The sequence below is a fragment of the Sphingopyxis sp. GW821-FHT10B01 genome (genome assembly GCF_059415685.1).
The window spans coordinates 1-18,818 of record NZ_JBWKNS010000004.1; the positions used below are offsets into that span (position 1 = coordinate 1).

The window sequence follows — 18,818 nt, forward strand, 5'->3', positions numbered from 1 at the left end:
TACCGCATCACAGAAGGCGCCGAGGAAATACAAATGCGAAAAGTCGCCGCCTACCTCTTCGGGTATATGGGGCCGCGGAAAGGCCTGTTTTCCTGACGAGCGAGACCGCTGTCCGTCAGTGGGCGGCGGTCTTCGACCAGATATTCATGACCGCAACGCCAGCGACGATCAGCGTCATGCCGATGATTGCGGGCGTATCGAGGCGTTGACCCTGCAAGACCCAGGCGACCGTCGCGATCAGCACAATACCCACCCCCGACCAGATCGCATAGGCGACGCCGGTCGGGATGTCGCGGAGCGCCAGCGACAGGAAATAGAAGGCGACGACATAGCCCGTAGCCATGATCAGCGACGGGCCGATATTCCGGAAACCGTCGGATTGCTTCAGGAACGATGTCGCGATCACTTCGGCGACAATCGCGATGCCGAGATAGATATAATGCAAGGCCTTGTCTCCGCTCAGCGCTTGCGGACGAATTCGGCGCGCAGGACGAGGCCCTTGATCCCCTCGTGCCGGCAATCGATTTCCTGGTCGTCGCCGGTCAGGCGGATCGATTTGATCACGGTGCCGACCTTCAATGTCTGTCCCGCGCCCTTGACGGTCAGATCCTTGACCAGCACGACCGAATCGCCATCGGCGAGCAGATTGCCGACGGCGTCGCGCACCTCGGGGCCCGCCGTCGCCGCGGCGTCGCGCGCGGCGACATCGCCGGCAGACAGCCATTCGCCGCTCGCTTCGTCATAGACATAATCATCGTCGGCCATGTTGATCCTTATTTCGGTTTGCGGAAGCGCAGGGTGAACTGGTCGGTCTTGCCGCGGATGTCCTTGTCGAAGACATTGGCGCTACGCGGATCGGCGGCGCGGCGATAGAGGTCGCTTTCCGCCTCAAGCTTGAAACCCACCCTGGTCAGCGTCGCAACCACCGCATCCTCGTCGATCCGGTGCAGGCTGTCGGACAAGGTCGTGCCGCTGCCTTTCGCCGCACTATGGTCGACGAGGATCAATGTCCCGCCGGGTTTCAGTGCCGCAAACAGTGCCGCGCTCGCTTTGTCGCCCGTCCCTGCGGGGAAGGGTTTCAAATAGAGGTCGTGGAAATTCTGCACCGTGATGATCGTGTCGAGCGGTTCGGGAAAGGCGGGCGCCGCAAAGGGGCCGGCGACGGCATCGACATTGTCGTAGGCGGCGTCGATCGCGGCCTGATCGTCGCCATATTGTTTCTTGAATGCGATGAATTCGGCGGGCTGGAAGCCATAGACCCTGCCCGTCGGGCCGACTGCGGCGGCGAGCAGCCGCGTTACATAACCGCCGCCCATGACATAGTCGCCGACCTTCTGGCCCGGTTTGATCTGCGCGAAGGCGAGCAGCTCGGCGGGTTTGCGCGCCGCGTCACGTGTCCGGTCGGCGGCGGGCCGCGCCGGATCGGCTAGTGCCGCCTTGTAGTTGGGGGCGGGGGCCTGCTTCGCGGCGAGCGGCGTCGCCGAAACGGCGAGCAGAAGGGCGAGGGTAAGCGAGCGGATCATGGCAACGACTCCCGATGATTTTATGGCGCCATCATAGCGCCTCGTCGCCGTCTCCGCGCACTTATTTGCATATCGCGATTTTGATGATAGGTTTCTCGGTGAAACTAAAAATCAGGCCAAAAGACTTGGGAGAGCGGACATGCATGATCTGGTGATTCGCGGCGGCACGGTCGTCGATGGTATGGGCGGGACGCCCTTTGTTGCGGACGTCGCGATTGACGGGGACCGCATCGTCGCGGTCGGCGAAAACCTGGGTGCTGGCGCCAAGGAAATCGACGCGGCGGGGAAGATCGTCACCCCCGGCTTCGTCGACGTCCACACCCATTATGACGGGCAGGCGACGTGGGACGCCGAAATGGCACCGTCGAGCTGGCACGGTGTCACCACCGTCGTGATGGGCAATTGCGGCGTCGGCTTCGCGCCCGCCAAGCCCGACCGCCACGAATGGCTGATCAGCCTGATGGAAGGCGTCGAGGACATCCCCGGCACCGCGCTCGCCGAAGGCATGTCGTGGGATTGGGAAACCTTTCCCGAATATATGGACGCGCTCGAAAAGCTGCCGCGCACCGTCGACGTCGCATGCCACGTCCCGCACGGCGCGGTGCGCGCCTATGTGCTCGGCGACCGCGAAAAGCCCGGCGCGATCCCCACCGAACAGGACATCGCGGAGATGTCGCGCATCGTCGAGGAAGGCGTTCGCGCGGGCGCGCTCGGCTTCTCGACCAGCCGCACCGTGCTCCACAAGTCGGTCGACGGCGAACTCGTCCCCGGCACCACCGCGACCGCCGAAGAACTGATCGCGATCGGCCGCGCGATGGGCCGCGTCGGTTACGGCGTGTTCGAAATGGCAAGCGACATGAAGCGCGAGTGGAACGAGTTCCAGTGGATGGGCGACCTCAGCCGCGAAACCGGGCTGCCGGTGACCTTCGCCGCACTCCAGTCGATCGCCAAGGAACTGCCGCTTGAAGAGCAGATCGAGGAAATGCGCCGTCAGAATGCGACCGGCGCGAATATTGTCGCGCAGATCGCGCTGCGCGGCAACGGCGTGATCATGGCGTGGCAGGGTACGGTGCACCCGTTCCGCTTCAAGCCCGCGTGGAACGAGATCATCGATCTTCCCTGGGACGCGCAGCTTGCCAAGTTGAAGGACCCGGCGTTCAAGGCGCGGATGATCGAGGAAGAAAATATCTGGCCCGAAAGCGATATCCTCGATTTCCTCAAGGTCGTCGCCCTGGGTTGGCCGGTGCAGTTCGAAATGGACCCCGACTTCAACTATGAGCCGAAAATGGACGAAAGCATCATGGCGCGTGCGGTCGCCGCAGGCGTCTCGCCGTCCGAATATGCCTATGATCTGCTGATGAAGGACGACGGCAAGGGTTTCATCTATTTCCCGATTTTGAACTACCGCGACGGCAACCTCAACTTCCTCGAGGATTTGCAGGCGTCGGACGACACGGTGAACAGCCTGTCCGACGGCGGCGCGCATTGCGGGACGATCTGTGATGCCGCCTCGCCGACCTTCATGCTCCAGCATTGGGTGCGCGACCGCAAAGGCCATCGCATTGCGCTCGAACATGCGGTGAAGCGCCAGTGCCGCGACACCGCCTTGCTCTATGGGCTCGAAGATCGCGGCGTGCTTGCGCCGGGCTATCTCGCCGATCTCAACGTCATCGACATGGATGCGATCAAGCTCGGCAAGCCGTGGCTCGCGTTCGACCTGCCCGCGGGCGGCAAGCGCTTGCTGCAAAAGGCCGACGGCTATGTCGCGACGGTGAAGTCGGGTGTGGTGACCTTCAAGGATGGCGCGATGCAGGGTCCGACGCCGGGCGGGGTGATCCGCGGCCCGCAGCGCGTCGAAATGGCAATGGCGGCGGAGTAAAACATTCCCCTCTAATCCGTTCGTGCTGAGCTTGTCGAAGCACCGCCCTTCTTTGACCAAAGAAAGAACGGCCCTTCGACAAGCTCAGGGCGAACGGAAATTGGAGGGGCTGTTTCAGTCAGCGAACCAGCAAATCCGAAGGCAAAGTCGGTTCGCTGACGATCTTTGCCATGCGCCGCCACATCTCGTCGCGGCCTGGTTTTCCGCGCTCGACCCAGGCGCGCACCATCGTCTCGCCGAGCCCGTAGTTGATCACATAGCTGCGATACTGGTCGGTGAAGCTCACCGATTGCTCGGCCCGCTGGGCTGAGACGAGCAGATATTTCTGGGTGAGCGCGACCGCGGTCGGGCGGTCGATGATGCCGTCGAGATATTGCTGCGCGATCGTCAGCCGCGCCCCCGAGGCGCGCTTGATTGCCGCGAGCAGCTGCCAGTAGCGGTCGTCGGCCGGCACCGCGATCTCGGCGATCGGCATCAGGACGTCGCGTTCGGTATCGGCCTTGCTGCTTTCGGGAAAAGCGAGGTCGATGCCGTAATTGGCGCTGCCCTCGGCGATCAGGCTCTGCGGGCTGTAGAGCGGATAGACGCTGAATTCGGCCCAGCCGCGCTGTTTGACCGGCCCTTCTTCGAGCTTCATGTTGAGCAGGTGATGCCCCGGATATCCCTCGTGGCAACCGAGATCGAGCGCGCGCGACAGGCGGATCGGCAGGTCGGTGTTGACCTGGATCAGGCTGTGATAGCCGCCCTGATAGTAGTTATAGCCGCTCCAGCTCTTTCCGGTGACGAATTCGAGCCGGAAGCTCTCGCCTTCGGGCATCGGAATATGCGCCATGCTGCGGCCGCGGCAGCGTGCGATCGCGGCGTCGAAGGTCTTCTGCAGCCGGTCCTTGGGGATGGTGAAGCGGTCGAGATAGGCCTCGACGCGGTCGGCGAGCGGGCCATTGCCGGGGACGAGCGCGTCGATCTTTGCCAGCTCGGGGTCGTAGCTTGCGAGGGGTTTGAGCCGCGGCCGCACCCCGAACAATCGCTCGGCCTCGTCGGCGAAGGCGAAGCGCGTGCCCTGCATCATCTGCAATCGCGTTTCAGCGGCGCGGAGTTGCGCGCGCAGGAAGGTGGCACGCCGGCGTTCGAGCGGGTCGGACATGCGCCGCGCGGCGAGATCGATTTGCGCCATCAGTTCGCGCACCGCCGCGAGCAATGCGGGTTTGTCGCGCGGCGCCGCCTCGGCGGCCTTCTGCAGTTCGGGCGGGCCATAATAGGCGTCGATATAGCCGCTTTCGTGCGTGCCGATCTCGAGCGTCAGCCGCAGATAGGCAGCGGCGATCTCGTCGAGTGCTTTGGTCGATGCGGCGGTGCGGCGCACCTCGACCGTGGCGACGCTCGCTTTGCCGGTCGGGCCTTCGGTCTGGCTCGCGGCGCAGCCGGGCAGGGCGGCGATCAGCGACAGGGCGATGAGGTTGCGCATCATCGCGCTATACCGTTGCTCTCGGACGTGTCACGCACATCGCCATCGGCGGCGATCTCGGCATCGGACGCTCGTTCGACGGCGTCTTGGTCCGGATGCGATGGCGCGAAGCGCAGCACCGCATAGCCGGCGAGCGCAGCGAACAGTGACCCCATCAATATGCCGATCTTGGCCTCCTCGACCCGCAGCGGATCGCCCGGAAAGGCGAGCCCGCCGATGAACAGGCTCATCGTGAAGCCGATGCCGCACAGCATCGCGACGCCATAGACCTGCAGCCAGGTCGCACCGCGCAGCCTGCCCGCGATGCCGAGCTTGACCGCCAGCCAGACGCTTCCGAAAATACCGATCTGCTTCCCGATAAACAGCCCCGCCGCGATGCCGAGCGGCAGCGGCGCGAGAATCTGTTCGGCGGTCAGCCCGCTTACATCGACCCCGGCGTTCGCGAAGCCGAACAGCGGCACGATCGCAAAGGCGACCCAGGGGTGCAGACCATGTTCGAGCCGGTGCAATGGCGAATGCTCGCTGTCGGGCGCGCCCGGCGTGCGCTCGAACGGGATCGCCATCGCCGCCAGCACCCCGGCGATCGTCGCGTGGACGCCCGAGAGCAGCATCGCGTACCACAGTAAGGCGAACATCAGCAGGTAGAGCGGCAGGCTCTTCACGCGGTAGCGGCTCATCGCGAACATCAGGCCGAGGATGACGGCCGCCGCGCCGAGCGCGAGCAGGTTGATCTTGGCCGTATAGAAAAGCGCGATGATCGCGACCGCCCCCATGTCGTCGACAATCGCGACGGTCACGAGGAACAGCTTGAGCGAGGTCGGTGCGCGCTGTCCGAGCAGCGCGAGCACCCCCATGGCAAAGGCGATGTCGGTTGCCGCCGGAATTGCCCAGCCCTGCGTCAGCCCCGGTGTTCCGCCGGCAAAGAGCATGTAGATTGCGGCTGGCACCGCCATCCCCGCCGCTGCGGCGATGAACGGCAACCGCCGTCGATCCCAGCTCGCCAGCCGGCCGTCGACGAACTCGCGCTTGATTTCGAGCCCGACGAGCAGGAAAAATACCGCCATCAGCCCGTCGTTGATCCACAGATGGACGGTCATCGGCCCCAGCTTGTCGGTCAGGACCGGGCCGGTCTCCGTATGAATGATATCGTGATAGAGCGTCCCGAACGGGGAATTGGCGACAATCATAGCCAATATGGCTGCAAAAATAAGCAGCATACCCCCTGCGCTTTCGCTCGCGAGAAAGTCGCGCAACGCGGAACGAGACGGAAAACTGCGATTCATAGATCAATTATTCCTTGGTTCGTCAGGACGTTTGACGGTTACCTATCGGCAGGTGCCCAGCTTTACAAATGCACGCCCTTCTCTAGCCTATCGGTGTGGATGACGTCACGTCATCGCGTGGGGCGAGACGAACAGGGTGGAGCTATCGACCGCATGGCTGGAATGGCTGGTGATGGGCACCGGTCACGAACTGATGCTGTTCGCATCGGTCGGAATTCTTATTTTTGGAATCGATGATCTGTTTTTCGATCTGTTTTGGATCACGAGCCGTGATCGGGCTCAACCGGCCGAAGCGGCTGCGCCACTTTTCGGAAAGCTGGCGATATTGCTTCCGGCATGGAAGGAAGCCGCCGTCTTGCCTGCGACGTTGACCCGCGCACTGGCGGCGTGGGAGGGCGAGAATTTTCGCATCTATATCGGCTGCTACCCCAACGATGCCGCAACCATTCTCGCTATATCGCCGCTGATTGCGCGCGACCCGCGGCTTCGTCTGGTAATCGGTGCACATGATGGCCCGACGACGAAGGGTGACAATCTCAACGGACTTTGGGCCGCGTTGGGCGAGGATGAGCGTGATGAAGGTTTTCGCTTTGCCGGCATCGTCCTCCACGATGCCGAGGATCATGTGCATCCCGAAGAACTGGCGCTCTATCGGCGAGAGCTTGCCAGATATGCGATGGTGCAAATACCCGTCATCCCGTTTTTTGATCGCAGATCGACATGGGTCGGCGGTCATTATTGCGACGAATTTGCGGAGGCCCACGGCAAGGAGGTCGCGCTTCGCTCGCGGCTTGGTCTCCCAATCCCCTCAGCCGGTGTTGGCTGTGCACTCAGCCGGTCGACCATGGCGCTCCTTGCTGTCGAGCGTGGCGGGCAGCCTTTTCGTGCCGACAGTCTCACCGAAGATTATGAACTGGGCATGCTGATCGGGGCCTATGGCCTTCGCACGTCTTTTGTCGACGTTTTGGGGACGCGCGGCGACCGCATTGCTTCGCGCGGCGCCTTCCCGATTTCGGTAGAGACTTCGGTGAAGCAGAAGTCCCGCTGGATTGCTGGCATCGCGCTGGCGGGCTGGGATTCGTTGGGCTGGATCGGGTCGAACCACCTACATGCCAAACGGTTCGGCCCGGACATCTGGCTCGCGCGGTGGATGCTATGGCGCGATCGCCGCGCGCCACTGGCTGCGCTCGTCCTTCTCGCCGCTTATGCCGCCATGATCGTCACGGCAGTCGGCTGGGCCGGGCATGAACTACTGGGTTGGGGGATGTCGCTGCCGGGCGGCGCGCTATGGACAGTCTTTTCCATCAATGCCGGGCTCCTGTTGTGGCGACTGGGCATGCGTGGTTTTTTCACGGCTCGCTGGTATGGATTGGGCCAGTCGATGTTGGCGCTGCCGCGCGCATTCGTCGCCAATATCATCGCTATGCTGGCGGCACGGCGCGCCGTGATGCTCTATTGGCGTATGCTTCGCTCGGGGCACGTGGTGTGGGAAAAGACCGACCATTTCCACGGCACGCCAGTGCTTGAGCCGAAGCGGTCGCGAGCGGCGCCGTCATGATATCTTTTGCCCCGGCCATGCGCGGGAGCAGCGACGCAAGGGCGTTCCGTTTCCTGCTGATTTGCCTTTCGGGATGGGTTGCCGTCCGGATGGTGGCGGCTTGGGATATCCCCATTCCTACCCCGCCGGAGGCCGCGCGCGCGCCTTGGACCGTACCGACGCCCTTTTCGGCCGAAATGCAGACGGGAAGCGCGCCTGTTGTCCTCCTGCGTCACAAATCCGAGCGCGCGGCAGGCGTACAGGCGGCGCGCCGTTTAGCAGCCATCTCCACGTCTGCGCCGTTCGCCAATGGCAACCCCCCGGATATGCCGACAGGGGGCGGTGGCGCCGACCGTCACAGCCTTCGCCTCGCATTGATGGTGCGATTTTTGCCGTCTCCGCCCGGTGGCGCCGTGCGCTCTGCCGTCGGCGCGCCGCTGTGGTTCCCGCTTGCGCCCGCCGCACGCGCCGATCCGGGGCAGGGCAAGCCCTTCTGGATTCGGCGACAGCTTTCCGGCTGGTCACTCGCGGGCTGGGTCTATTTGCGCGACGGTGTCGGGAGTGCGCCGGGAACCATCGGCGCGGCCAGCCAGCTCGGCGGCAGCCAGGCAGGGCTACGGCTCGGCTATGGCTTTGGCGACAGCGGGCGCGCCCGCGCCTATGCCCGCGCGACGATCGCGGTGCAGCGGCCGGAGCAGCGCGAGGTTGCGTTCGGGCTTGCCTATGCGCCGCTCGCGCACCTGCCGGTCGATTTGGCGATCGAACAACGTGTCGCATTGGGGCCAGAGGGCCGCACCGCGCTGGCTGCGATGGTGACGGGCGGCGTCTCGGATGTCGCGCTGCCTGCGGGTTTCCGGCTCGACGCCTATGCGCAGGCGGGTGTCGTCGGGACGCGGCGGCGCGATGGTTTTGCCGACGGCGCGATCGTCGTCGACCGCGGGCTTGGGCCCGACGAGACATCGCCGCTGCGTCTCGGCGCGTTGGCGGCGGGGGCGGTGCAGCCCGGCGCGGCGCGTGTCGACGTTGGTCCGCGGTTGACGCTGCGCCTGCCCGACGTCGGTGAGGGCAGCCGCATCGCGCTCGACTGGCGGCAACGCGTTGCGGGTGAAGCCAGACCCGAAAGCGGCGTTGCGCTCACCTTGGCCGCCGACTTCTGAGCCTTTGCGCGAAATTAGCCGCCACAGTCGATTCCCCGCTTCGTAAAAATGGTTTAGGGTCGCCAGAATCGGCGCTGTTCTGGCGCCGCGGACGTTCGTCGGGGCCCATGGATCTTTACCTCCCAGTCGCCAATCTCTCGGTCAACGCGCTGGTCATTATCTTGCTCGGTGGCGGTGTGGGTTTCCTGTCGGGCATGTTCGGCGTCGGCGGCGGTTTCCTGACGACGCCTCTGCTCATTTTCTACGGCATCCCGCCGACGGTCGCTGCGGCATCGGCGGCGACGCAGGTGACGGGCGCGAGCGTGTCGGGCGTGATGGCGCATCTTGAACGCGACGGGGTCGATCTTCGCATGGGCGGCGTGCTGGTCGCGGGCGGCCTGCTCGGTTCGCTGATCGGTGCCGGATTGTTCGAGTTGCTCACCGCCTGGGGACAGATCGATACGGTGATCAACATCCTTTATGTCGCACTGCTCGGCATCGTTGGCACCTTCATGGGGCGTGAAGCGTGGGGAAGTTACCGCGCCGCGCAGGCCGGCTTGCCTGCCCCGGCGCGCAAGCGGCGCCATCATCCGATGGTCGCCAACCTGCCAATGCGCTGGCGCTTTTATCGCTCGGGTCTCTATATCTCGCCGCTCGCGCCGCTCCTGCTCGGCCTGGTCGGGGGCGTGCTGACCATGTTGCTCGGCGTCGGCGGCGGCTTCATCATGGTGCCGGCGATGCTTTATCTGCTCGGCATGGGGACGCAGGTCGTCGTCGGTACCTCGCTGTTCCAGATCCTGTTCGTGACGATCGCAACCACGATGGTTCATGCGCTGACCACGGGTGCGGTCGACATCGTGCTTGCCGGACTGCTGCTCCTTGGCAGCGTCGTCGGGGCGCAAGTCGGCGCACGCTTTGCGCAAAAAGTGAAACCCGAATATCTGCGTATGGCGCTCGCGGCGATCGTGTTGCTCGTTGCGCTACGGATGGGGGTCGATCTCTTCATCCGTCCCGAAGAAATCTATACGGTGCAATGATGCGTCCGGGCGCCCTGGTCCTCTGGCTCGCCATATTGCTTCTGCCCGTGGCGGCGCACGCGGCCGATCCGCGTCTGGTGCCCGACGTGTCGAGCCGTAACATCGATATCCAGTACAGCTTTACCGGCGAGGAGCTGTTGCTGTTCGGCGCGATCCTCTACCCGGGCCAGCGCTTGCCCGACGACCGCGCCGACATCGTCGTTGTGTTGAAGGGGCCGGTGCGGCCGATCGTCCTGCGGGAAAAGCGGCGCGTCGCCGGCATCTGGGTCAATGCTGCCAGCATCCGGCTGCGCACCTCGCCCGGTTTCTATGCGATCGGCTCGTCGCGCCCGATCGACAAGCTTGTCGATGAACGGACTGCGGCGATCTTCGAGCTCGGGCTGGCCAATCTCTCGATGTCGCCGACCGGGTTTTCGGGAGCCAGGAAGCTCGAGCGCTTCGAGGCCGGGCTGATCGAGCTATATCGCCGGATCGGGCTGTTTTACGAAAATCCGGCGGCGGTCGAAATTACCGAAGGGGTGCTTTACCGCGCCCGCATCCCCGTGCCGGCCCGCGTTCCCGTGGGGACGTACCGCGCCGAAACCTATCTGATCAGCGGCGGACGCGTGCTCGCGGTCGCATCGCGCGATGTCCAGATACGCAAGGCCGGGTTCGAACGTTTCGTCGCCCTTGCGGCGCAGCGTCACGGCTTTCTCTACGGTCTTGCCGCGGTGTTCCTGTCACTGATACTCGGTTACGGCGCTTCGGCGATTTTCCGGCGCCGCTGACGCGAAAGTTCACAGCCTATTTACCCTCCTCTGCGATAGCTCAGGATGGGACCACAATAGGCGGGGCGGATACATGGACATGCAGGGTGGCGGATTCAGTGCCGGAGATTTGACGGCGGCGCAGCACGTCCGGCTTACCGGCGGAGGCGGCGCAGCGGCCTCGGTCGCACCGGCCGCCATCCATCATCGCGACGATTTGATGATCGGCGAAGTGGTCGATATTTCGGGTTCGGCGTCGCGTATCCTCCTCGACGCCGCGACGATCGGCAAACTGGCATCGTCCGGCGATTCCGCGGTGGCGATGGCCGGTCAGGTCGGCGCGCAGGTCAAGGTTCGCGTCGGCAGTATCTGGCTGATCGCCAGCATCCGCGACCAGCAGCTCCACGAACGCGGCGAGGGATTGATCGTCGCGACGATCGACTTCCTCGGCGAAGGTGAAGAGGAAAAGATCACCGGCCGCATCCATAATTTCCGCCGAGGCGTCACCCGTTACCCGATCCCTGGCAGTCAGGTCTTTGCAGCCACCAGCGCTGACCTCAAACAGATATACGCCGCCGATGAGCGCGCGCATGTCGAAATCGGTACCGTCTATCCGACCAAGGATATTCGGGGATCGCTCTATGTCGACGCGATGCTCGGCAAGCATTTCGCGCTGCTCGGGTCGACCGGTACCGGTAAATCGACCAGCGCCGCGCTGATCCTGCACAAGATTTGCGAGCTCGCGCCGCAAGGTCACATCCTGATGATCGACCCGCACGGCGAATATTCGGCGGCGTTCAAGGGGATCGGCGCGCTGTTCGACGTCGACAACCTCGCCATGCCCTATTGGCTGATGAATTTCGAAGAACATTGCGAAGTCTTCGTCACCGCCGAGGGCCGCGACCGCCAGTCCGATTGCGACGTGCTGGCGCGCTGCCTGCTTCAGGCGCGGACCAAGAACCGGCTCGCCGAAGGCATGACCAAGATCACGGTCGATTCGCCGATTCCCTATCTGCTCTCCGACCTGCTCAACATCCTGCAGAACGAAATGGGCAAGCTCGACAAGGCGACATCGAGCGCGCCGTTCATGCGCATCAAGGGCAAGATCGAGGAAATGCGCGCCGATCCGCGCTATAATTTCATGTTCTCGGGCATGCTCGTCGCCGACACGATGACGAATTTTCTCGGCAAGATTTTCCGCCTGCCGTCGGACGGCCGGCCGATTTCGATCATCGACGTGTCGGGCGTTCCATCGGACATCACGTCGGTCGTGGTTGCGGTGCTGTCGCGCCTGACCTTTGACTATGCGATCTGGTCGCGCGGCGAGCCGCAACGCCCGATCCTCCTCGTCTGCGAGGAAGCGCACCGTTACATCCCGGCCAAGGACATCGGTCAGGGGCAGGCGGTCCGCAAGGTCCTCGAACGCATCGCCAAGGAAGGCCGTAAATATGGCGTGTCGCTGGGCCTGATCACCCAGCGCCCGTCCGATCTGGCCGAAGGGGTGCTGTCGCAGTGCGGCACGATCATCTCGATGCGCCTCAACAACGAACGCGATCAGCATTTCGTGAAAGCCGCGATGCCCGAAGGCGCGCGCGGTTTCATCGATTCGATCCCGGCGCTGCGCAACCGCGAATGCATTGTCTGCGGCGAGGGCGTGTCGATCCCGATCCGCGTCTATCTGGATACGTTGGAAGAGGACAAGCGTCCGGCGTCGAGCGATCCGCTCTTCTCGAAACTGTGGCGCGAGACGGGCGGCGAACTGGAGATGCTTGAGCGCGTCGTCAAGCGCTGGCGCAGCCAGGGGCGGTAAAGCCCCATTCTCCATAACCCGAACCGTCACCCCGGCGGAGGCCGGGGGTTCTCCATAACGTTGTAACGCGCCGTTGAGATCGCGGCCTTCGCCGGGATGACTATATTATGTTTTGGGCGGCTCCCAAAGCTCGATCGGATTGCCCTCGGGATCGTGCACGCGTGCAAAGCGCCCGACCGCGGGGTCGTTCCACTCATCCTTGGTGATGATTTCGTCACCCGCGTCGCGAAACGGCACGAGCACCGCGTCGAGATCGTCGACGCGCAGGTTCAGCATGTGCTGGCGGTCGGCGGGGAAATAGTCGGTGTCGGCCTTGAACGGCGCAAAGACGAGCGGGCCTGCCGTGACGTTCCAGACCCATTGGTTCGGCGGCACGCTTTCGTCGGCGCTGCAGCCGCCCCCGACGCCCAGCCGTTCGCGGTACCATGCGTTCAGCGCGTCGGGGTCGCGCGCCCGGAAAAACAGTCCGCCGATGCCTTTGACATGTCCCATGCGAGCCTCCTTGACATCTCGTCATCCCGGACTTGATCCGGTCGTCAACCCGGACTTGATCCGGGATCCATGACTGCAAAGCCGGGCTCCCGGTCAATGAACCCCGGATCAAGTCCGGGGTGACGACTGGAATGGTCTAAGCCGATTGCCCTAGCGTTTCCACTCTCCGCTGCCGCGGAATTCTTCGCGGATCTGGCCCGACTGGTTGAGCCGGGGATCGGTATAGGCCGGCGCGGTTGGCGCGATGGGCGGCGGCGCGGCGGGGGCCACCGGCGTCATCGTGCCGGGCAGGGGCGCAGCGGCCGTTTCGGGCAGCGGCGCGGCGGCACCGGTGAGCATCGGTGCGGGCCCGGCGCCGGGCGGCAGGCCCTGACCCTTCAGGATCGCCAACTGCTGCGCGAGCGGCAGATAGGGGCCGGGCACGGGTTCGCGGCCGAGATACGGCGCGCGAAATGCGTCGGGCATCCCCCAGCGGCCGCGCCAGCGATGAAAGATATGCGCGCCGACGATATTGGTCATCACCAGGCTCTTGCCCCAGCGCGGCCAGATCGCCTGCGTGTGATAATGTGTCGCGAGCCCGACCTTCGGGAACACATAACCGCCGAGCGCGGCCGACGCGATGCGGCTGGCGCGCAACCAGTTCCGCCGTTCGGGTGCCCGCGCCATCGCGCCGTCGCAGCTGAAGGTGAACTGGCACACGCCCGCGCGCTGCGATCCCTGAAAAACGACACCGCACACGGTGTTCGGAAAGCTTGGGTGACGGACGCGGTTGATCACCGTCTGCGCGACGCCGCGCATTCCGTCGTCGGTTTCGGACGCGGCTTCATAATAGATGGCGGAGGTCAGGCAATAATGCGCACGCTCGCGGTCGAGCGCGGTAACGCCCCGGAAAACATAGCTTTTAGCGGGTGGGCCGACGAACGCTTCATCGCGGAGCAGCGCGGGATCGGTCGGCGGCAGTGCCGCCGCGTCGCCATAACCGACGCTGTCGGGATTGGGCAGCGTCGGGTCGATCTTCAGCGCGTCCTCATAATCCTCGGCGTTCATGATCGCCCAGCGTTCGGGATCGTAAGGCTGGAAGGTGAGCGGCACCGACACGCTATACGGTCCGAAGACCACCGGCGCGCGCAATTGGCCGCTCGACAGCAGGAACGCGAGGCAGGCTACCGACATCACCGCGACGATCGCCGCCCAGAAGGCGCGCCCCGGCCCCGCCGGCTTTTCCGGCATGGGGTCGCGCCACGTCGAGCGGGCGGCCAGGTTCAACTCGGGCTTCATGCGTGTGTCAAATTCCATCGCGTCCGCCGCGCGCGATTCGCGCGGACGATGTGCCAGCCGACCATATACGCTGAAACGCCAACAAAATGTTGCACCATCGCTGTCTATTGCTGCCGGGGACGCGCGGCGTTGCGGGACGAGGGCCTTTTAGCGCGCGCCGAGCGCGCCGACGAACAGGATAAGTGCCGCGGTCGAGGCGAGGGTGCGGACATGGTTCCAGATGGTCCATTCCTTCAGGTAACGGGCCCAAATCGCCCGCCCCGCCGGGCTGACCGGGTCGCTTGCGTCCAGCGCATTGTTGCGCGGCACGTTAAAGACCATCGTCACGACAAACATGCCGGTGACATAGATGACACCCCCGGCAAGCATCCCGGCACCACCGGCTTCGTCCATATGCAGCGCGCCGACGACCGCGAGCGCGAGGCTCGACAGGCTGCTGCCGACGAACAGCGGCATGAACAGCGAGCGCTGGATCACCCGGTTGATGCTGTTCATCGCCGCAACGCCAGCCGGCACCTCGATGCGATCGAGTGCGGTCATGACAAAAGCCGAAAAGGCGAAATAAAGGCCCGCGAGCAGCCCGCAGGCGACGATCGAAAACCAGAGCAACGCGGCAATCAGCGGGCTTTCCATCGTTACAGCTCCTTGGTTGCGGCTCTGTCCGTCGATGGTGATAGCAGCTCGATCGCCTCAATATCCATCGCGAATCCGCAATGGGCCGGTCGTTAGCCGGGCGTTGAGGTTCCCGCGCTAGATTATGCGCGATGACCAACGCTATCCCATCCTATCGGCGCAGTGCGCGGACCGACTATCGGATGTGGCTGCTGCTCGCCTTTGGTCTGTTCTTTTTCTGGGCGGGTTCGACGATCGACCCTGCCGACAATTGCCGCGACGACGGGAACGAATGCGCACCGTGGCTGGTGCCGCTGGCGCAGGGGCTCGGCGCGCTCGTCGCGCTGGGGGCCGGGCTCAATATGCTCGCCAATCCGAACCGCGGCAGCTTTATCGATCCCGCGACGGGCGACCTGGTGTGGTGGCAGGGGCGAATCGGTCCGCGCGGCGGCGACGAAGGTCGCATCCATCCCTCGCGCATCTCCCGCCTCCGCATCGTCCAGCAGGAAGATAGCGACGACGCGGTCCATCTCTACGACCTCGAAGGCAACCGGCTGTTCTGGTTCAGCGAGGATGTGATCCCGTGGCCGTATGAACGCTGGGCCGAGCGGCTGGCGGCGCGCTGGCCGCACATCGACATCGAGCGGGTCGGCTAGGCGCCGATGACCGGCGCCGTTTCGGGGCGGGCTGTTTTGGGAAAATATCGGCTCATACCGCGACGGGCGCGATAGGCGTCGATCCGGTCGGCATAGTGGCCGGGCAGGTCGAAATCGGCATGACGCGCGCTGGCGCCACGCAGTTGGCCCACGGCCATCAAGGCCATCTGGTGCCGGTAGAAAAGCTCGTTCATATCCATAGGATAGCTCCCTGGGTGGCTGCGCGAGCTTGGGTACCGAGTGATCGGCGAATGGTCCGGCCCGGCGCCCCGAAGGATGCCGGGCCGGAGATCATTCAAGCAGGCTGAAGATTGACAGCCGACGTCTTGCCGCGCTGGTCGGTTTCCAGCTCGTAAGAAACGCGCTGTTCCTTGTTCAGCGTCGACATGCCGGCGCGCTCGACGGCGCTGATGTGCACGAAGCTGTCGCCCGAGCCATCTTCATTGGCAATGAAACCATAGCCTTTGTCGCTGTTGAAGAATTTTACGGTGCCGATGGGCATGGGTGTTTCCTTTCACGAAAACAGGGAATCAACCGGTAAAAGCACCGGAGGAGCTGGTAGCGCGTGAAGGGAAGTATCCGCCGGTAGGCATCAAATTTCCGTCGCAGGCGACGTTAGCCGATGAATATTGGATCAAATTTGCCGAAAAGTCAAGGTTTTTGGGAATATCCGTAATTCCCGGGCGTTTACGGAGGAAATAAACGGCTGGAATTTACACCGTGCGGTGACCGTCGATGGACCCGCCCCACCCGGCGAAATTCAGCGTATCTCGACCGTCAGATGTTCGATCTCGTGCACCGGTTTTACGCGCGCGCAGATCGCTTCGCGTGTCGCGCCGACGACGCTGATGATCGCCGAATGCGCGCCCGGACCGACGCGCCAGACGTGGAGGTCGATGATTCTTGCGTCGCCGGGTGTCTCGACGAGGTCGCGGATTTCGGCTTCGAGCGCGGCGTCGGTCGCGTCGAGCAGCACCGCGCCGGTATCGCGCATCAGCGACCAGGCCCAGACCGCGATGACGACCGCTCCGACGACGCCCATTGCGGGATCGAGCCACACCCAGCCCAGATAGCGCCCGCCGAGCAGCGCCGCGATTGCAAGCACCGACGTCAACGCGTCGGCAACGACATGGAGGTAGGCCGAGCGGAGATTATTATCCTTCTCCGGCGGGTGGTCGTGGTGATGCGCGTCGCCATGATGATGGTCGTGACCGTGCGCATGCCCCGCTCCATGATCATGCCCGTGGCCGAGCAGCAGCGCGCTGACGATATTCACGCCGAGTCCGATCACTGCGATGATCGTCGCCTCGCCAAAGGCGACCGGGCTGGGATCGACCAGCCGGATCGCCGATTCATACGCGATACCGAGCGCGACGATGCCGAGCACGAGCGCCGAGGCGAAGCCCGCGAGATCGCCGACCTTGCCGGTGCCGAAGCTGTAGCGGCGGCCATGGGCATGGCGTTTTGCATAGGCATAGGCGAGCGCCGCGATGCCGAGCGCGCCGGCGTGCGTCGCCATGTGAAAGCCATCGGCAAGCAGCGCCATCGAGTTGAACGCGAGGCCTGCGGCGATCTCCGCCACCATCATCGCGGCGGTGAGCGCGACGACCCACAGAGTGCGGCGGGCATTCTCGTCGTGCCGCTTGCCCAGAAAGACATGGTCGTGGGCCAGCGCCTCGATTTCGTCATCGAACGACATGACTGCTGCCTATCTCATGGAAAAAGAATGGCAAGGGTCTGCGTTGGGGTGGTGAGCGGACGTTTCCTATTCTCGTCATCCCGGCGAAGGCCGGGATCTCGCCGGTGCGTGAATCCGAGAGGGTGAGATCCCGGCCTTCGCCGGGATGACGAACTGGGTGGCGGCAGCTTTTGGTCGTTAGCCGTCGTCAAAAGCCGTTCGTGTCGAGCGAAGTCGAGACACCCTTCGACCTTGCGCCGCGCCGATGGGCATCTCGACTTCGCTCGATGCGAACGGGGGTTGGGTGACTTGGTGACCGCAATTGGTCGAAACCTGCCGCTGATTTCATTCCTGCCTTCAACCGCGAAAAGCTAATCTTTCTTCCCTCACGCTTCCGCCATGCTATTTGTTGCGGCACGGGCAAATGCGGACGCCCGTCCAGACGGCTTGCTGTCCAAGATCCGCTCCATCATGCCGCATTTGCGGCAAGGAGCGCGCTTGCCATGTCGACTTTAGAGCCTTCACCCCCTACGCTTTCTCTCTTTCAGCTCTTCCTGCGGTTTCTCCGCTTCGGCTTCCTCGCCTTCGGCGGACCCGTCGCGCAGATCGCGATGGTGAAACAGGCGCTTGTCGAAGAGGAGCGCTGGATATCGCCCGCGCGCTTCAACCGGCTGCTTGCAGTAATGCAGATCCTGCCCGGGCCGGAAGCGCACGAACTGTGCGTCCATCTCGGCATGGTTGCGCGCGGGCGGATCGGCGGGCTGCTTGCCGGACTCGGCTTCATGCTGCCGGGTTTCGTGTTGATGCTCGGCGCGGCCTGGCTCTACAAGGACTGGATCGTCGGCAATCCGGGAACCGCGCCGGTGTTCCTCGGCGTCCAGATTGCGGTGCTCGCGATCATCCTGCGCGCGGTGCAGCGGATCGGGACACATATCCTCGAGGACAGGCTGCTGTGGCTGCTCGCGGCGGCGGCGCTCGGTGCGACGCTGCTGGGCGTACCGTTCTGGATCCCGCTGATCGCCGCGGGGCTGGTCTACAGCTTTGCCGCACGGCCGGTGGTGGCCGCTGCGGTGTTCGTCGCCGCCGTCCTGCTCGCGTTTCTCGCCTCGGACGCAGGCCCGGTAGTGAAGGCAGGCATGGCGGTCAGCGAGGCAGGGGTTATCGCGCTCTTCATCGCAGGGCTGAAGGGCGGGCTGCTGACCTTCGGCGGCGCCTATACCGCCATCCCCTATGTGCGCACCGATACCGTCGGGCGCGGCTGGCTGTCCGATGCGAGCTTTCTCGACGGCGTTGCGCTGGCGGGGATGCTGCCCGCGCCGCTCGTCATCTTCGCGACTTTCGCGGGCTATGTGGCGGGCGGGTTTCCCGGCGCGGTCGCGATCACCGTCGGAATGTTCCTCCCCGCCTTCGCCTTTTCGATGATCTTTTTCGAGCGGCTGGAGGCGGTGGTCGAAAACCCCGCGCTGCACCGGGTACTCGGCGGGGTTGCCGCGGCCGTCGTCGGGGTGATCGCGGCGACTCTGCTGCAACTTGGTTGGGCCACGGCGCTGCGCGTATCGAACCCCGTGGCGGGCGTCGTCATCCTCGGCGGCGCGGTTGCGGCGGTCATGTTGCTCAAGGGGAAATGGGTCGCCCCGGCGCTGGTGATCGGCGCAGGTGTCGCGGGATGGCTGCTTAACCCTTAGG

The 18,818-nt window shown here is 64.2% G+C and carries 19 protein-coding genes; 8 read left to right on the plus strand and 11 right to left on the minus strand.

Annotated features, from left to right (window positions below; genetic code table 11):
• Window positions 1-115: 115 nt before the first annotated feature.
• Genes AC07NV_RS12615 through AC07NV_RS12625 form a run of 3 tightly spaced genes read right to left on the minus strand, consistent with a single transcriptional unit; the run spans window position 116 to window position 1,523 of the window.
• On the minus strand, window positions 116-445 hold the full coding sequence (locus AC07NV_RS12615) for a DMT family transporter (protein WP_495166717.1): 330 nt from the start codon (window positions 443-445) through the stop codon (window positions 116-118).
• Window positions 446-459: 14 nt separating this feature from the next.
• Window positions 460-765: an alkylphosphonate utilization protein gene (locus AC07NV_RS12620; RefSeq protein WP_495166718.1), complete on the minus strand. Its 306-nt coding sequence runs from the start codon at window positions 763-765 to the stop codon at window positions 460-462.
• Window positions 766-773: 8 nt separating this feature from the next.
• A complete protein-coding gene (locus AC07NV_RS12625) occupies window positions 774-1,523 on the minus strand; it encodes a class I SAM-dependent methyltransferase (protein WP_495166719.1) in 750 nt (249 codons plus the stop codon).
• Window positions 1,524-1,662: 139 nt separating this feature from the next.
• Here AC07NV_RS12625 and AC07NV_RS12630 point away from each other — a divergent pair, with 139 nt between their 5' ends.
• Entirely contained in the window at window positions 1,663-3,402 is a 1,740-nt protein-coding gene (locus tag AC07NV_RS12630) for an N-acyl-D-amino-acid deacylase family protein (protein WP_495166720.1), read from the plus strand.
• 118 nt (window positions 3,403-3,520) lie between these two features.
• Here the strand turns inward: AC07NV_RS12630 and AC07NV_RS12635 are convergent, their stop codons facing one another.
• Complete coding sequence (locus AC07NV_RS12635) at window positions 3,521-4,870, minus strand: hypothetical protein (protein WP_495166721.1); 1,350 nt, start codon at window positions 4,868-4,870, stop codon at window positions 3,521-3,523.
• Window positions 4,867-6,150, minus strand: a complete 1,284-nt coding sequence (nhaA, locus tag AC07NV_RS12640; RefSeq protein WP_495166722.1) for a Na+/H+ antiporter NhaA — start codon at window positions 6,148-6,150, stop codon at window positions 4,867-4,869. Before nhaA ends, AC07NV_RS12635 begins: the two co-directional genes overlap by 4 nt.
• Window positions 6,151-6,322: 172 nt before the next feature.
• Between nhaA and AC07NV_RS12645 the strand changes: the two genes are divergently transcribed.
• From AC07NV_RS12645 to AC07NV_RS12665, 5 genes are all read left to right on the plus strand, one after another.
• Complete coding sequence (locus AC07NV_RS12645) at window positions 6,323-7,708, plus strand: glycosyl transferase family protein (protein WP_495167265.1); 1,386 nt, start codon at window positions 6,323-6,325, stop codon at window positions 7,706-7,708.
• 392 nt (window positions 7,709-8,100) lie between these two features.
• Complete coding sequence (locus AC07NV_RS12650) at window positions 8,101-8,844, plus strand: hypothetical protein (protein WP_495166723.1); 744 nt, start codon at window positions 8,101-8,103, stop codon at window positions 8,842-8,844.
• Window positions 8,845-8,951: 107 nt separating this feature from the next.
• Complete coding sequence (locus AC07NV_RS12655; RefSeq protein WP_495166724.1) at window positions 8,952-9,860, plus strand: sulfite exporter TauE/SafE family protein; 909 nt, start codon at window positions 8,952-8,954, stop codon at window positions 9,858-9,860.
• Window positions 9,860-10,627 carry a TIGR02186 family protein gene (locus AC07NV_RS12660; RefSeq protein ID WP_495167266.1) on the plus strand — a complete coding sequence of 256 codons (768 nt, stop codon included), beginning with the start codon at window positions 9,860-9,862 and terminating at the stop codon, window positions 10,625-10,627. Before AC07NV_RS12655 ends, AC07NV_RS12660 begins: the two co-directional genes overlap by 1 nt.
• A 73-nt stretch (window positions 10,628-10,700) precedes the next feature.
• Window positions 10,701-12,416, plus strand: a complete 1,716-nt coding sequence (locus AC07NV_RS12665) for an ATP-binding protein (protein WP_495166725.1) — start codon at window positions 10,701-10,703, stop codon at window positions 12,414-12,416.
• 105 nt (window positions 12,417-12,521) lie between these two features.
• Here the strand turns inward: AC07NV_RS12665 and AC07NV_RS12670 are convergent, their stop codons facing one another.
• From AC07NV_RS12670 to AC07NV_RS12680, 3 genes are all read right to left on the minus strand, one after another.
• The gene (locus AC07NV_RS12670; protein ID WP_495166726.1) at window positions 12,522-12,908 is read right to left on the minus strand and encodes a VOC family protein; all 387 of its coding nucleotides are present in this window, start codon (window positions 12,906-12,908) and stop codon (window positions 12,522-12,524) included.
• Between the two features lie 150 nt (window positions 12,909-13,058).
• Complete coding sequence (locus AC07NV_RS12675) at window positions 13,059-14,186, minus strand: cell wall hydrolase (RefSeq protein ID WP_495166727.1); 1,128 nt, start codon at window positions 14,184-14,186, stop codon at window positions 13,059-13,061.
• Window positions 14,187-14,333: 147 nt separating this feature from the next.
• Window positions 14,334-14,819, minus strand: a complete 486-nt coding sequence (locus tag AC07NV_RS12680; RefSeq protein WP_495166728.1) for an anthrone oxygenase family protein — start codon at window positions 14,817-14,819, stop codon at window positions 14,334-14,336.
• A gap of 131 nt (window positions 14,820-14,950) precedes the next feature.
• On the opposite strand from AC07NV_RS12680, the gene AC07NV_RS12685 reads away from it, so the two are divergent.
• Window positions 14,951-15,454, plus strand: coding sequence for a hypothetical protein (locus tag AC07NV_RS12685; protein ID WP_495166729.1), 504 nt, complete (start codon window positions 14,951-14,953; stop codon window positions 15,452-15,454).
• Here AC07NV_RS12685 and AC07NV_RS12690 read toward each other — a convergent pair.
• The 3 genes from AC07NV_RS12690 to dmeF form a co-directional block, all read right to left on the minus strand.
• Window positions 15,451-15,654, minus strand: a complete 204-nt coding sequence (locus AC07NV_RS12690; protein WP_495166730.1) for a hypothetical protein — start codon at window positions 15,652-15,654, stop codon at window positions 15,451-15,453. The genes AC07NV_RS12685 and AC07NV_RS12690 overlap by 4 nt on opposite strands.
• Before the next feature lie 95 nt (window positions 15,655-15,749).
• Window positions 15,750-15,956, minus strand: coding sequence for a cold-shock protein (locus tag AC07NV_RS12695; protein WP_039576866.1), 207 nt, complete (start codon window positions 15,954-15,956; stop codon window positions 15,750-15,752).
• 258 nt (window positions 15,957-16,214) lie between these two features.
• Window positions 16,215-17,153 (minus strand): CDF family Co(II)/Ni(II) efflux transporter DmeF, encoded by a 939-nt coding sequence (gene dmeF, locus AC07NV_RS12700; RefSeq protein ID WP_495166731.1) that lies wholly within the window; start codon window positions 17,151-17,153, stop codon window positions 16,215-16,217.
• A gap of 482 nt (window positions 17,154-17,635) precedes the next feature.
• On the opposite strand from dmeF, the gene chrA reads away from it, so the two are divergent.
• Window positions 17,636-18,817 carry a chromate efflux transporter gene (chrA, locus tag AC07NV_RS12705; RefSeq protein ID WP_495166732.1) on the plus strand — a complete coding sequence of 394 codons (1,182 nt, stop codon included), beginning with the start codon at window positions 17,636-17,638 and terminating at the stop codon, window positions 18,815-18,817.
• Window position 18,818 lies beyond the last annotated feature (1 nt).

Coding starts and splice junctions, on each gene's coding strand:
- AC07NV_RS12665 (WP_495166725.1), top strand. CDS start 10,701: ATGGACATGCAGGGTGGCGGATTCAGTGCCGGAGATTTGACGGCGGCG.
- nhaA (WP_495166722.1), bottom strand. CDS start 6,150: ATGAATCGCAGTTTTCCGTCTCGTTCCGCGTTGCGCGACTTTCTCGCG.
- AC07NV_RS12660 (WP_495167266.1), top strand. CDS start 9,860: ATGCGTCCGGGCGCCCTGGTCCTCTGGCTCGCCATATTGCTTCTGCCC.
- AC07NV_RS12645 (WP_495167265.1), top strand. CDS start 6,323: ATGGGCACCGGTCACGAACTGATGCTGTTCGCATCGGTCGGAATTCTT.
- AC07NV_RS12690 (WP_495166730.1), bottom strand. CDS start 15,654: ATGGATATGAACGAGCTTTTCTACCGGCACCAGATGGCCTTGATGGCC.
- AC07NV_RS12635 (WP_495166721.1), bottom strand. CDS start 4,870: ATGATGCGCAACCTCATCGCCCTGTCGCTGATCGCCGCCCTGCCCGGC.
- AC07NV_RS12685 (WP_495166729.1), top strand. CDS start 14,951: ATGACCAACGCTATCCCATCCTATCGGCGCAGTGCGCGGACCGACTAT.
- dmeF (WP_495166731.1), bottom strand. CDS start 17,153: ATGTCGTTCGATGACGAAATCGAGGCGCTGGCCCACGACCATGTCTTT.
- AC07NV_RS12675 (WP_495166727.1), bottom strand. CDS start 14,186: ATGAAGCCCGAGTTGAACCTGGCCGCCCGCTCGACGTGGCGCGACCCC.
- AC07NV_RS12625 (WP_495166719.1), bottom strand. CDS start 1,523: ATGATCCGCTCGCTTACCCTCGCCCTTCTGCTCGCCGTTTCGGCGACG.
- AC07NV_RS12680 (WP_495166728.1), bottom strand. CDS start 14,819: ATGGAAAGCCCGCTGATTGCCGCGTTGCTCTGGTTTTCGATCGTCGCC.
- chrA (WP_495166732.1), top strand. CDS start 17,636: ATGTCGACTTTAGAGCCTTCACCCCCTACGCTTTCTCTCTTTCAGCTC.
- AC07NV_RS12630 (WP_495166720.1), top strand. CDS start 1,663: ATGCATGATCTGGTGATTCGCGGCGGCACGGTCGTCGATGGTATGGGC.
- AC07NV_RS12620 (WP_495166718.1), bottom strand. CDS start 765: ATGGCCGACGATGATTATGTCTATGACGAAGCGAGCGGCGAATGGCTG.
- AC07NV_RS12695 (WP_039576866.1), bottom strand. CDS start 15,956: ATGCCCATCGGCACCGTAAAATTCTTCAACAGCGACAAAGGCTATGGT.
- AC07NV_RS12655 (WP_495166724.1), top strand. CDS start 8,952: ATGGATCTTTACCTCCCAGTCGCCAATCTCTCGGTCAACGCGCTGGTC.
- AC07NV_RS12670 (WP_495166726.1), bottom strand. CDS start 12,908: ATGGGACATGTCAAAGGCATCGGCGGACTGTTTTTCCGGGCGCGCGAC.